12 protein-coding genes are annotated in these 14,276 nt (G+C 41.6%); 6 read left to right on the top strand and 6 right to left on the bottom strand.

Going from position 1 to position 14,276, the window contains the following annotated elements; translation table 11 throughout:
- Positions 1 to 42: 42 nt before the first annotated feature.
- From dam to trpS, 4 genes are read left to right on the top strand one after another with little or no spacing between them, the layout of a single operon-like run.
- Positions 43 to 927, top strand: coding sequence for an adenine-specific DNA-methyltransferase (dam, locus tag JI723_RS00395; protein ID WP_140187129.1), 885 nt, complete (start codon positions 43 to 45; stop codon positions 925 to 927).
- Between the two features lie 34 nt (positions 928 to 961).
- The gene (gene rpe / locus JI723_RS00390) at positions 962 to 1,636 is read left to right on the top strand and encodes a ribulose-phosphate 3-epimerase (RefSeq protein ID WP_070927505.1); all 675 of its coding nucleotides are present in this window, start codon (positions 962 to 964) and stop codon (positions 1,634 to 1,636) included.
- On the top strand, positions 1,633 to 2,325 hold the full coding sequence (locus JI723_RS00385) for a phosphoglycolate phosphatase (RefSeq protein ID WP_070927503.1): 693 nt from the start codon (positions 1,633 to 1,635) through the stop codon (positions 2,323 to 2,325). Before rpe ends, JI723_RS00385 begins: the two co-directional genes overlap by 4 nt.
- A gap of 19 nt (positions 2,326 to 2,344) precedes the next feature.
- Positions 2,345 to 3,382: a tryptophan--tRNA ligase gene (gene trpS, locus JI723_RS00380; protein WP_272580633.1), complete on the top strand. Its 1,038-nt coding sequence runs from the start codon at positions 2,345 to 2,347 to the stop codon at positions 3,380 to 3,382.
- A gap of 48 nt (positions 3,383 to 3,430) precedes the next feature.
- Here the strand turns inward: trpS and JI723_RS00375 are convergent, their stop codons facing one another.
- Positions 3,431 to 4,621 (bottom strand): lactate oxidase, encoded by a 1,191-nt coding sequence (locus tag JI723_RS00375; RefSeq protein WP_272580634.1) that lies wholly within the window; start codon positions 4,619 to 4,621, stop codon positions 3,431 to 3,433.
- Positions 4,622 to 5,110: 489 nt separating this feature from the next.
- Here JI723_RS00375 and JI723_RS00370 point away from each other — a divergent pair, with 489 nt between their 5' ends.
- Positions 5,111 to 5,986: a pirin family protein gene (locus JI723_RS00370; protein WP_272580635.1), complete on the top strand. Its 876-nt coding sequence runs from the start codon at positions 5,111 to 5,113 to the stop codon at positions 5,984 to 5,986.
- A gap of 25 nt (positions 5,987 to 6,011) precedes the next feature.
- On the opposite strand, the gene JI723_RS00365 is transcribed toward JI723_RS00370, so the two are convergent.
- The 5 genes from JI723_RS00365 to sodA form a co-directional block, all read right to left on the bottom strand.
- Entirely contained in the window at positions 6,012 to 6,932 is a 921-nt protein-coding gene (locus JI723_RS00365) for a LysR substrate-binding domain-containing protein (protein WP_070927497.1), read from the bottom strand.
- A 16-nt stretch (positions 6,933 to 6,948) separates the two neighbouring features.
- Positions 6,949 to 7,629, bottom strand: a complete 681-nt coding sequence (gene yiiM, locus JI723_RS00360; RefSeq protein ID WP_272580636.1) for a 6-hydroxyaminopurine reductase — start codon at positions 7,627 to 7,629, stop codon at positions 6,949 to 6,951.
- A gap of 61 nt (positions 7,630 to 7,690) precedes the next feature.
- Positions 7,691 to 9,109, bottom strand: coding sequence for a J domain-containing protein (locus tag JI723_RS00355; protein ID WP_272580637.1), 1,419 nt, complete (start codon positions 9,107 to 9,109; stop codon positions 7,691 to 7,693).
- Entirely contained in the window at positions 9,109 to 10,806 is a 1,698-nt protein-coding gene (locus JI723_RS00350; RefSeq protein ID WP_337979693.1) for an Hsp70 family protein, read from the bottom strand. The genes JI723_RS00355 and JI723_RS00350 overlap by 1 nt, the downstream gene beginning before the upstream one ends.
- 318 nt (positions 10,807 to 11,124) lie before the next feature.
- A complete protein-coding gene (gene sodA, locus JI723_RS00345; RefSeq protein ID WP_070927488.1) occupies positions 11,125 to 11,751 on the bottom strand; it encodes a superoxide dismutase [Mn] in 627 nt (208 codons plus the stop codon).
- Positions 11,752 to 12,280: 529 nt separating this feature from the next.
- Here sodA and acs point away from each other — a divergent pair.
- A complete protein-coding gene (gene acs / locus JI723_RS00340) occupies positions 12,281 to 14,236 on the top strand; it encodes an acetate--CoA ligase (protein WP_070927486.1) in 1,956 nt (651 codons plus the stop codon).
- Positions 14,237 to 14,276: the final 40 nt, after the last annotated feature.

Genomic DNA, 14,276 nt, shown 5'->3' with positions numbered 1-14,276 from the left:
AGTACTCAATTTTACTCTAAACGTTTGTAACAATAAGACGGCATGAAAAAAACACGCGCTTTTTTGAAATGGGCCGGCGGCAAATACCCACTAGTGGAGGATATCAAAAAACATCTTCCACAAGGGGATTGTCTGATCGAGCCCTTTGTAGGAGCTGGTTCTGTTTTCCTAAACACCAGCTATGACGCTTACGTCCTAGCTGACATCAACAGTGACCTAATCAACCTCTACAATACTGTAAAATATCGCACAGACTCATTTATTGGGGAGGTGCGCGAGATCTTTACGCCTGAATTTAATACCGCTGAGCAGTATTACTTAAAACGTGAAGAATTTAATCGTTCCATAGATCCTATCAAGCGTAGCGTATTATTTTTATATTTAAATCGCCATTGCTACAACGGTCTATGTCGCTACAACTCACGCGGTGAATTTAACGTGCCATTTGGCCGCTATAAAAAACCTTACTTCCCAGAAGAAGAACTATTGTGGTTTGCAGACAAAGCACAAAAGGCAACCTTTATCACCCAACATTATGAAAGTACTCTTTTATCTGCGGAATCAGGATCAGTGATTTATTGTGACCCGCCTTATGCACCACTTTCCGAGACGGCAAACTTCACTGCGTATCATACCAATGCTTTTAGTGCACAAGAACAAAGAAACTTAGCTCAGTTAGCCCACTATTTGTCTTCAGATCGCAAAATTCCCGTTCTGATTTCAAATCATGACACACCCGCAACTCGTGAATGGTATCATCAAGCTAAATTACACATAGTCAAAGTGCGTCGTACTATCAGCCGGAATATACTTAACCGAAATAAAGTAAATGAACTGCTAGCGTTGTATAATGGTGAGCCAACCCTCAATCTGCCAAAACAAATTGTGAAAACAACTGCTAAGCACTTCTCGCCCGGCGTGAAATGACTCTCAGGTAACATTTAAATAATCGGAGACAATAATGAAAGATTTTCTCATTGCCCCATCTATTTTATCTGCAGATTTTGCCCGTTTAGGTGAAGACACCGCAAAAGTACTGGCCGCAGGTGCTGATATCGTACACTTTGATGTTATGGATAACCATTATGTCCCTAATCTCACATTTGGCGCGCCTATTTGTAAAGCACTACGTGACTATGGCATCACAGCTCCTATTGATGTTCACCTGATGGTCAAACCCGTTGACAGAATTATTCCTGATTTTGCTAAAGCAGGTGCTAGTCATATCAGCTTCCATGTTGAAGCGAGTGAACATGTCGATAGAACATTACAGCTGATAAAAGAACATGGCTGTACTGCTGGACTCGTATTTAACCCTGCCACTCCACTGAGTCATTTAGAGTATGTTATGGACAAAGTGGACATGATCTTACTGATGTCAGTGAACCCTGGATTTGGTGGGCAATCTTTTATTCCACAGACCCTCACTAAATTGCGCCAAGTCCGTAAAATGATCGATGAGAGCGGCTATGATATTCGTTTGGAAATCGATGGCGGTGTTAAAATCGACAACATTGCGGAAATTGCCGCTGCTGGTGCAGACACCTTTGTTGCAGGATCTGCCATTTTTGGTCAGCCCGATTACAAAGCCGTCATTGATCAAATGCGTAAGGAATTACAAAAGGTATCTCAATGACACAGCCGAGTTTAGAAAACATTAAAGCAATTGCATTTGATTTAGATGGTACTCTGGTTGACAGTGCAGGTGGATTAGCCGAAGCACTGGATAACGCCTTAGTAGAGCAAGGTTTTTCGCCCGCAGGCAAAGAGCGCGTTTCCATTTGGGTAGGTAATGGTGCTGATGTCATGATTGACCGCGCATTAACATGGGCGGGAGCAACCATCACACCTGAGCTTCATCAGGCAACGCGCCACAGCTTTGATAAGTTCTATGCAACATCAGTCACAACAGGTAGTGAGCTGTTTCCTGAAGTGAAAGAAACCCTCGAAAAACTGTCACAACATGGTTTACCTATGGCGATTGTGACCAACAAACCGACTCCTTTTATCGCACCACTTCTCAAAAAGCTGGCTATCGACAGCTATTTTTCACTGGTGCTTGGTGGCGATGATGTAAAAGAGAAGAAACCTCATCCAGCCCCGTTGTATCTAACAATGGGTAAGTTTGGTTTACGAAAAGAGGAATTGCTTTTTGTTGGTGATTCCCGTAATGATATTATCGCTGCACAAAGTGCACAGTGCCCTTGTGTTGGCCTAACCTATGGTTATAACTATGGCGAATCTATCGCACTAAGTGAGCCTGACTGTGTATTAACACACTTTTCAGATATCCTGCCTAGCATTGGCTTATCTGATACAAAATAACGAAAGGATATAAAAAGAAATGAGTGAACCCACTGCAACACAAAAGCCATCCCAAAAACCTATCGTATTCAGCGGCGCGCAGCCTTCCGGTGAATTAACCATCGGTAACTACATGGGTGCGCTGCGTCAGTGGGTACAGATGCAAGATGATTACGATTGCATCTACTGTATCGTTGACCAACATGCCATCACAGTTCGTCAAGATCCCGACGAACTACGTAAAAGAACTCTCGATACATTAGCACTTTATCTTGCTTGCGGCATCGATCACCAAAAAAGTACTATATTTGTCCAATCCCATGTTCCACAACATGCACAACTGAGCTGGGCACTGAATTGCTATACCTACTTTGGCGAATTAAGCCGCATGACTCAGTTTAAAGACAAATCAGCGCGTCATTCAGAAAATATCAACGCCGGTCTATTTGATTATCCTGTATTAATGGTGGCAGATATCTTGCTATACCAAACCAACAAAGTTCCTGTTGGGATTGACCAAAAACAGCATCTTGAATTAAGCCGCGATGTAGCCCAACGTTTTAACGCGATTTATGGGGATATCTTCACCGTACCAGATCCGTTTATTCCAACAGGTGGCGGCGCTCGCGTAATGGCATTACAAGATCCAACAAAGAAAATGTCTAAGTCGGATGAAAACCGCAATAACCTGATCGCTCTACTTGAAGATCCAAAAGGTGCAGCGAAGAAAATTAAACGTGCCATGACAGATTCAGAAGAGCCACCTCGTGTTATTTATGATATTGAAAATAAACCTGGGGTATCAAACCTGTTAGATATTCTGTCAGGCATTACAGGTAAAAGCATCCCTGAGCTGGAAACTGAATTTGCAGGCCAGATGTACGGTCATCTAAAAGGTGCCGTTGCTGAAGCCGTGGCAGGGATGTTGACGACCTTGCAAGAGCGTTACCACCACTTCCGTAATGATGAAGCTTTACTCAATAAAATCATGGATGAAGGTGCAACCAAAGCAGCAGCTCGTGCGCAAGAAACACTGGATAAAGTATATCAAGCCATCGGTTTTGTTAAACGCCCTTAATCGATACAATAAATTTATGGTCGCTAACTAAACGTTGTTGGCGACCTTTTACTGTAGAAAACGAGTTTCCAGTTCAGTCTGAGTATAAAGCACTGTTCGCTGTATCTGCTCAATATCCTTTACGCCACCTAATTGCATATTAATCCTAAGCTCTTTATTCAGATGCTCTATCACTGAATTGACCCCCTCTGCACCACCTAAATGCAAACCATATAAAATCGGCCTTCCTACTGCAACGATATCCGCCCCACTAGCGAGCGCTTTGAATACATGAGAACCACGGCGCACCCCACTATCGAATATAATTGGTACCCGTTTATTAACCATTTTTGCAATTGCAGGTAGCATATCAAATGAAGCTGGACCGCTATCTAACTGGCGACCACCATGGTTTGAAACCCAAATAGCATCAGCGCCAGCCTTAATAGCATGATGCGCATCGACAGGCGATTGGATCCCTTTAACAATCACAGGCAATCCTGAAAGCTGTTTAACATATTGAATATCAGAAAAAACTAATGCTTGTTTAGCTTCGACTAAAACTTCACTTGGCGTCAGCTGCTGTTTACCCCGCTGATATTTTTCAAATGCTTCTAAGTTGGCAAATTTTCCAGGATAGTTAAAATTATTACGCACATCATCTTCACGATAACCTGCAACTGTCGAATCTACCGTCAAAATGATCGCTTTAGCTCCATTTTGTTTTGCATAATTCAGTATAAACGCATTAAATTCAGTGTTTTTATTGAGATAAAACTGGAAAAAAAACGGGTTTTCTCCTGCAACCTTGGCCACTTCTTCAATCGTTTTATTGCTATAAGTACTTAATGAGAAAATAGACCCCGCCTTCGCCATACCTTTGGCGCTAGCCAGTTCACCATCTTGATGAGCTAACCCTTGAGCGGCCATAGGAGATTGAATAATAGGTGTTTTTAAAGGGATCCCGAACAGTTGTGTTGATAAGTCAATATCCGAAGTTTCAATATTTTGCATGACTCGAGGCAAAATAAATTTTTGATTAAAGCTGCGCCTATTGTTTTCCAAAACCAGTTCATCTTCAGCACCACCACGAATATATCCAAAAGCACCTTTATCCATGTTTTTTGATACCTCGTCAGCCAACTCATACAAATTAATAATATTTAATGGTTTTTCTTGTGTACTAGCTTGAGTCATTTCCCCATATGCATTGCCAACGAAAAACAGTGAAGCTAATAAAGGGGCAACTAATTTTTTCATTCAATTCTCCTGTAATTTATAGAAATAATATAAATACACTCAAAACAATTCGAGTTGCAGGTAGGTGACAAGCGAAGGTAGATGAGGAGCATAGATAAACACTTTGATTCAGCTAACTAAGCGTAGTCATTTATACCTTAATGAAAAGCTCTGCGACTTGAAGTATGACGAGTATAGGCCGCTTATCAAAAACCTAAGCGACCTAGCGACACATTCTATAAACTAACGGTGAGAACTTAATTACTCATTATTGATCAATAACCTTTTACACCTTGGTAGAAACATTAAATATCATATTATGATTTACAATAACTAATTACCCTCTTTCTGAGTAGTCACAATTTTGATAAACACAATTCTAAAAATAGAATAATTAGCGATGCATTCATTGTTCCGAAAATGAAACAATGAAGCCTATTTTTGCTACTACTGCTTCCCTAAACACTGCTCTATGATCTGCTCATCAAAACAGATTTTAGGAGCACAACCATGAAAAAAATCATTGGTATCTATAATGCACCACTAGGCCACTGGGTTGGTGATGGCTTTCCTGTCCGTTCATTGTTTAGTTATAGCAATCACGGAAAATATCTGAACCCATTTTTATTACTCGACCGCGCTGGCCCGACTGATTTCCCACCGTCAAATACAGGAAATAGAGGGGTAGGAGAACATCCACACCGTGGTTTTGAAACAGTCACTATTGTTTATAGTGGTGAAGTTGCTCACCATGATTCAACTGGTGAAGGTGGGGTCATCGGACCGGGTGATGTCCAGTGGATGACTGCGGCATCGGGTATTTTGCATCAGGAATACCACTCAGATAATTTTATGAAAACGGGCGGTACACTAGATATGGTGCAATTGTGGGTCAACCTACCTGCAAAAGACAAATCGGCCGCTCCAGGGTATCAATTGCTAGAAAGTCACCAAATACCCAATATTGCTTTGCCAAATGAAGCGGGAACATTACGAGTTATCGCAGGTGACTATCTTGGCAATGCGGGCTCAGCTCGTACATTTACCCCTATTGATGTGTGGGATCTACAACTCAATAAAGGTAAAAACGTTGGTATTCAAACCAAAGCAGGTCGTTATATAGGCTTAGTGATCTTACGCGGATCAGTAATTGTCGATGGTCGAGCGAATATAAACGAAAGTGAATTAATCATTCTAGATGATAGCGACACCAATATCATCCTAGAAGCCACTGAAGATGCATTGGTGCTGTTCTTAAGTGGTGATCCGATCAATGAACCTGTTGTCGGTTACGGACCTTTTGTCATGAATAGTGAGCAAGATATCAAAGACGCTATTGATGATTTTAATAACGGAAAATTTGGTCGTATTACACAAGATCATTAAACATAATCGTTCCCTGATAATACATTTATCGGGGAACTGATTTTTTTGCTGCCGCAGGTATATTTTCAGCTAAATACATCAATAACAATTTCACGGCAGGTAACATCCCCTTCCTTGAAGGATATACCGCATGAATGATACCTTCAGGAAAATGCCACTCAGGTAGCACTTCGATCAGTTCACCCGTTTTTAATTCCTTTTCAACCACTTCAAGTGGTAACCGCGCAATACCAAGACCACTCAATGTCGCCTTATGTAGCGTCAAGATATCTGTTGTCGCTAATCTAGGGGTGAAATGCTGTGTGAAACTCGATTCATCGTTATGTTTCAAGGTCAAGGTATAACGCTGTGAATGCTCAGAATTGGCCAACATAGGGTAATCCACCAGCTGTTCTGGTGTTTGTAATGGAGGGCTTTCTTTAAACAACAATGGGCTAGCAACCAATAAGCGTTGTGAATAACCTAACACCTTCATCATTAGCCCAGAATCATCTAATGGCCGTGGGCGAACTCGAAGCGCTAAATCTAACCCCTCACTGATGACATCCACAGGACGATTAACCGCTAAAATCTGAATATTGATTTCAGGACACTTAACCATAAAATCGATGAGCAGATCTTGCATATACACCTGTAATAACGCGATAGGACAAGATAGTTTAATGGTTCCTTTAGGTTGAGTTTGTACAGAACAAATCAACTCTTCAGCTAACTCCGCTTCCTCAACCACGTTTTTACATTGCTGATAAAAGGTTTGACCGATTTCAGTCACATGAAATTGGCGAGTTGAGCGGTAAATTAAAGAAACATTGAGTTTTTGCTCAAGATCAGCAATGCGACGGCTCAGCTTAGATTTCGGGATCCCCAAAGCAAGACCCGCTTGTGAAAACCCGCCATGTTCAACAACTTTAACGTAATAGTAGAGGTCATTTAAATCATATCGCATTACTTACCTCTTTATATCAACCCCGTTTGCCAAACAGCCGATGGCTGAACTCTTCAATTCGCCGATGTTCTAATCTGTTCTGCATAGTTAGGCTCCAGCTAGCAGACAGCCCTGCTGTTGCTAATAGGCGATGATATAACTCTTCATCAAATGGTGCATGAAAAGCGATCATAATGGCTTCTTGTACTGACACATCACTATTGCGACTTAAAAGCTTTATGGGTGTTGTAGCGCTCACAGAACCCGTTTTTACCACACGATATAGCCAACCACAGCGCCCATTTTCTTGCATCATCTGTGCGAAATTTTCAATACCTGTGAGACCATTAAGCTTATAGCAAGGGGAACGAGGCTGGGTAACTTGAATACGTGCATCGCCCCATGCATAAATATCACCAATGAAAACATTTTGTTCGGTCATACCTTGTGTGGAAATGTTCTCACCAAAAGCAGGAGGAACAAATAGCGCTTCAAGTTCAGGGTAAGCATTTACCCAAAATTGATAATGCTCTGCTGGGTAATGACATAATGCGCGATCTGGACCACCATGAAAACGTTTTTCAGCTTGTTCATCACCCTCAAGCCCTAACTGCCCTAATGATAACAACCCATCAACTTGACGCTTATGAATCGCACTATTTCCACACGCACGTGTAGATTGAACTTGGCCGATATAGACTTGTGGATGAATTAACATTGATATCACACCTTAATAATGGCTTTAAATTCAGTAAATTAATATTTATGACTGGAGATTATCATAAACCTAATTGGTGCTCTAACGTAAAAAACTTCAGTAGCTCATAAGCCACTCGATAGTAAACCAAATAGATAACCACCAACCAAGTCAATGAAAACCATGAAAATTTAAACCACTCTAAAATAATCCAAGGGCTCGCAAATATTCTATACAGCGCCATACCGGGCATGCGCAATAAAGGTTTATTTCTCGGCCACGCATACCATGCTAAGCCAATAAAGATAAAAAAGACCATTGCTCTAGCACCTTGCGCAGGTCCCACATCTAACGCAACAAAGAAAGTCGATAACGATAAAAACAGGCCAATAATTAAATTCAGCACCACTAACAGGGTCACAAAGAATTCAATTATCAAAAACCATTTAAATAGTTTTGGTTTTGAATGTAGCCAAAACATTATTATGTCGCTAATAAATAAATAAAAAACAATGATAACGGCAGCAATAATTGCAACCGTGGGGCTAACCTCTGGTCGGGCAGCCACCATATTCAGCAGTAACCCCCAAAATACACACAAAAAAATACCACGCCAATTAAACGCTATCCTAGGTTGCTGTACAAAGGACTGCACCGCTGGATTGAATTTATCTTTCAGTTCTGGATATTCATAGGTTAATTGTTCAACTTGCTGTGATATTTGAGGAATGAGTCCAGGGATCAAGCGAACTTTGAAAGAGACTTTTTCTTGCTCACTTACCAATAAACGCATTGATGCAGCAACCAGATAATCGCCTTGTGCCGCTTCGATTTGACATTGTTTCCAAGCACGAGCGACCTCAGTTTGGCGTAGTTGCTCATTAATTGCATTTTGTACATAGAACGGAATGGTGTGTGTTGAGCTATATTCATTCAGCCGCCAGCCCAAAAATGTTGAAACATGTTCGACAATGGCTTCAGTAAGGCCTTCTTGCTGTGATAATACCCACGAAAACTCTTCATGAAACTGCTGATGAATGAGTAAGCTGCCCCGTTCGGCTACCTCAGCCCATAGTAAGGCAAGTTCGTTCATGCCAAACTTTTCATCTTTAATTAACAGGCCAGCAATACGCTCAAGTTGCTCCGAGTTATAAGGGATCTCAACAACGGGTAATGCATCTATTTCAACAGGAGTCTCAAGCACATTGATATTAGAAAGAGGGTAGGTCATCGTCAGTTCAGATTGATAAGGTGAATCTGAAACCTCTTCTTCCACTGTTGATGAATCAATGGAAATTAAAGATTGGTCATCATCGTCCTCACTGTCATGAAAATCAGCGTACAGCGCATATTGTTTTGCTTCTTCAAAAGCTTCACGTAGTTGCTGATATTCCTCAGGGTGACTATCAGGGCGATATTTTTTTACTTGCCGTGCGTAGGCACGACGAATTTCCTTTTCATCCACCGTTGGGGCGATGTCTAGTATTTCCCACATACTCATTAATGTGAGTCTCCCTCATAACGACCTAAAAATTGCTCGACCTGTTCGCGAATTGCAGCGATACGGCGCTGATCTTGGCTATCTAAAGCTCTTTCAAACTCCGTTGTCACTTGGTCTATCCAATAACGATCTTCACCCAGTAAAAACTCATATAAACGAGCACAACGTGCTAATAACACTCTGTTTTCTTGCCTATCTCTTGGGTGTTGTTTTAGATCTGCTATTTTCAGTAAACTTTGTGCAATTTGCTCTTCGCTCATCTGCCCCGGTACTTTTTCTATTACCAGACGAAACACTTCAGGGTTGCCTTGATAACGACATTCAATTTCTAACAATCCATCAACGGTATAAGTGAATCGGACATCAATATCTACCTCTCCCGCAGGTTTTGCAGGAATATCAATATCCATTTCACCAAGAAACACGTTGTCTTGTACACGACGAGCTTCCCCTTGATAAATCTTTAATAGAATATGTGTTTGATTATCTTCAACTGTGCTAACCGTTTGCATCTTACTAACAGGTAAAAAAGTATTTCGCTCGATCAGCGGTAAAAAATAACCTGACTCATAATGCACTGCATTTTTTTTAGAGGTTTCGATTCCCAACGAAAAAGGCATCACATCCGTTAAAATAACATCATCAAGCGCAGCATCAGCCATGACCATTCCTGCTTGCACACCCGCACCCAATGCAACGGCTTCATCTGGATTCAGGTCATGCCGCGGGAAACGACCAAAAAGGCGAGCGACCGTTTGGCGAATTAAAGGCATGCGTGTAGCACCACCCACTAATAAGATGTCATCAAGGTCATTGAGAGTGAATCGAGAATCATGCAATGCTTGCACAATTGGCTGCTGCAATCGGGTTAATAAAGGTTGGCAGCAAGTACTGAACTCTTGCTCATTCATCGTCCATTGCCACTCTTTATCCTGCCAAGACCAAGCCACCGTTGCTTCATTCCCTTGGCTTAAAGCGATTTTTAATAATTCTGCTTTTTCCAGCAGCGGTGCCCTAACTTCAGCTTGAGAGGCTTTTAATTGAGGCTGTTGATTCAACATCCATTGATAGATAGCTTCACTGAAATCATCTCCGCCTAAACGCACATCACCGCTACTCGCACAAACCTCAATGACCCCTTCAAACATATCGATAATAGAAACATCAAAAGTTCCCCCACCAAGATCAAACGTCAAATATTTGTGCTCTTTATTTTCCAATAAACCAAAAGCCAGCGATGCTGCTGTTGGCTCATTAAGCAATCTCAATACGTTCAACCCAGCAAGCTGCCCCGCTGTTTTCACTGCTCGGCGTTGTACATCATTAAAATAGGCAGGAACGGTGATCACTGCATCTTTTACGGAATAACCTAGCCAAGCTTCTACATCATCTTTTAATTGCCTCAAAAGTAAGGCTGAAAGCTCCTCTGCGCGAAAAGTAAGATGGCCTAATGGTAAGGTCGCATTGGTTCCCATAAAGCGCTTAAAACTGGCTTGAGTCAATTGTGGATGGCTTTGCAGACGTGCACGAGCTGAATGACCCACTAAAATCTGCTCGTCATCATCAATGCCAATCACAGAAGGTGTCAGCACATCTCCTTGTTTATTTGGAATTAAAACAGAGCGTCCTTCAATCCACAAACTCACCGCGCTATTACTGGTACCAAGATCGATCCCCATCACCATACTAGATGCCATTTTATCTTCCTTATTTCCCTTATTGCCGACAATTTCAACTTCAGAGCAAATGAAGCCCGTGCATACATTTATAGATTAACAATATTAATAAACTTGATTATAAATAAAACAAAAAAGTTTGGAACGAGACAAAACTGAGATTGATTCAGGAAAGGAAAGCGATAGAGGCAATAGATAGGCAGCAAGTGAAGAGAGGCGGAGAACATTAGATAAACACTGTAACTTAGTGGCTACGATACCAACCTACAATTTGAAATATAAATAAAAAAGGCGCAGCCAATAAAGACCACGCCCACGAGTTTTTGTTAATTTAATAACTTACTTGGTTTTATCTGCAAAACGTTTCGCAGCTTCGTCCCAGTTTACTACTGACCAGAACGCTTTAATGTAATCAGGGCGACGGTTTTGATATTTCAAGTAATAAGCGTGTTCCCATACATCTAGGCCAATGATTGGATAGCCTGATGCACCAGAAATAGCTTCACCCATCAGAGGGCTATCTTGGTTAGCAGTTGAAACAACAGCAAGTTTACCGTCATCTTTCAGAACCAGCCAAGCCCAGCCAGAACCGAAACGAGAAGCAGCCGCTTTTTCAAACAGGTCTTTAAACGCATCAACGCTACCGAAGTCACGCTCAATCGCTGCTTTTAGAGATCCATTCAACTCTGTACCTAGCTTCAAACCTTTCCAGAAAAAGCTGTGGTTTGAGTGGCCGCCAGCATTGTTACGCACAAAAGTACGTTGGTCAGCAGGGATTTTATCTAGCTGCTGAATAAGCACATCGATGTCTAGATTTGCTAATTCAGGTAATTTTTCTAATGCAGTATTCGTATTGTTTACATAAGTTTGATGATGCTTGGTGTGATGAATTTCCATGGTTTGCTTATCAAAATGAGGTTCCAGCGCATCATAAGCATAAGGTAAAGCAGGTAATGTATAGCTCATTGTATTGTCTCCAGTGACTTATTAATTTACACCGTTTACTCAAAAGGTACGGCACATCGGGTATATATGCTCTAAATAATTCGAGGTGCAGATAGTCGAGAAGTATAGATAAACACGGTGACTCAGCGAGCGTAGCCTAGTCACTTATACCCCAACGAAAACCCTGCAACTTGAAGTATCACGAGCATACTTCACACCTTGTGAAAATAACTTTTATTATAGTGATTTTACTGTTAATGAAAATCATTATCAAACCCATGGTGTTTATGTGGTCTTTCTCATTAACTAGCATTGGCTATTTATTTAGCAACTAATACCAACATTAGCACCCTTTGATTTTCTTTAATATTACCTTTAATAACATAATTAGATAATTATTCCATTTAGACATTTCGCATCAAATGATAATCCTGTTAAATCCATTACAATTAATACGTGATCTTCCGCGCAAAAGAAAAACAAATTTATATTTCCTGCTTTAGTTAACCATTTTTTGACATAGTATTAACATCTGCAAGGAGATAAAAATATGACTCAAATAACTAAGCATCCCGTTCCTGCTGAAATTGCAGAAAATGCCCTGATAAACGAGCAACAGTACAACACAGAGTATCAACTCTCTATTCAAAACCCTGAGCAATTCTGGGGTGAGAAAGGGAAAATAGTTGATTGGATCAAACCCTATACTCGAGTAAAAAACACCTCCTTCGACCCAGGCCATATCAGTATTCGCTGGTTTGAAGACGGAACTCTTAACTTAAGCGCTAACTGTTTAGATCGCCATCTGGCAGAAAAAGGTGATCAAACCGCCATCATTTGGGAGGGCGATGACCCTTCTCAATCTAAACATGTCACTTATCGTGAGCTACATCATGATGTTAGCCAATTCGCCAATGTGCTGAAACAGCAAGGTATTCGTAAAGGCGATGTGGTTGCCATTTACATGCCTATGGTCGTTGAATCCGCAGTTGCCATGTTAGCTTGCGCACGCATTGGTGCCATTCATACCGTGATCTTTGCTGGCTTTTCACCCGAAGCAGTATCTGGACGTGTTATCGACTGTAAAGCTAAGCTAATTATTACTTCCGATGAAGGTTTACGTGCTGGCCGTGCTATTCCACTGAAGAAAAATGTTGATGATGCATTAACCAATTCTAATGTTACTACCGTCAAAAACGTCATTGTTTACCGTCGTACAGGGAATGTACCGAGTTGGGTAGAAGGCCGTGACCTATGGTGGCATGATTTGGTTCAAGGGGTTAGCGCAGACTGTCCTCCTGAAGAAATGAATGCAGAGGATCCATTATTTATTCTCTATACTTCAGGCTCAACAGGTAAGCCAAAAGGTGTATTGCATACCACTGGCGGTTATTTGGTCTACGCCACGCTGACTTTCAAATATACTTTTGATTATCATCCAGGCGAAGTCTACTGGTGTACCGCTGATGTCGGTTGGGTAACAGGCCATAGCTATCTACTCTATGGTCCATTATCGAATGGCGCTCAAACATTAATGTTTGAGGGGGTACCTAACTACCCAGCTGTTAATCGTATGAGCCAAGTGGTTGATAAGCATAAAGTTAACATTCTTTATACCGCTCCAACTGCCATCCGTGCATTAATGGCTGAAGGCGATAAAGCAATCGAAGGTACCGACCGTAGTTCACTGAGGATCCTCGGTTCTGTTGGTGAACCAATAAACCCTGAAGCTTGGGAATGGTTCTATAAGAAGATCGGGAACAGCCGTTGCCCTGTTGTTGATACATGGTGGCAAACAGAAACGGGTGGCTTTATGATCACGCCACTTCCTGGTGCTACGATGCTGAAACCAGGTTCTGCAACATTACCGTTCTTTGGCGTTCGTCCTGCTTTGGTTGATAACCTTGGTGAGCCTCTAGAAGGTGCTACCGAAGGTAACCTTGTGATTGTTGATTCATGGCCAGGTCAAGCGCGCACCTTATATGGTGATCATGAGCGTTTTGAACAAACCTATTTTTCAACCTTCAAAGGGATGTATTTTAGTGGTGATGGTGCCCGTCGCGATGAAGACGGCTATTATTGGATCACTGGGCGTGTCGATGATGTATTAAATATTTCAGGTCACCGTCTAGGAACGGCTGAAATAGAATCAGCTTTAGTTGCCCATCCAAAAATAGCAGAAGCAGCCGTTGTGGGTATTCCACACAGTATTAAAGGGCAAGCGATTTATGCTTATGTCACTTTAATCTCAGGGGAAGAACCATCACCTGAGTTGTATACCGATGTCCGCAATTGGGTACGTAAAGAAATCGGCCCAATCGCAACCCCAGATGTTCTACATTGGACGGATTCTCTTCCGAAAACCCGCTCTGGTAAGATCATGCGCCGTATCCTACGAAAAATTGCATCAGGTGATACTAGTAACTTAGGAGATACCTCTACGCTAGCAGATCCAGGTGTTGTCGAAAAACTACTCGAAGAAAAACAATCAATGAGTATGTCATAACGCCAAAAGGCCGTCTCTATTGAGCGGCCTTACATAAAGT

The sequence above is a fragment of the Providencia manganoxydans genome, from assembly GCF_016618195.1.
Taxonomy (GTDB): Bacteria; Pseudomonadota; Gammaproteobacteria; order Enterobacterales; family Enterobacteriaceae; genus Providencia; species Providencia manganoxydans.
Note: the sequence above shows the minus strand (reverse complement) of the source record. Positions and strands in the feature narration are given on the sequence as shown.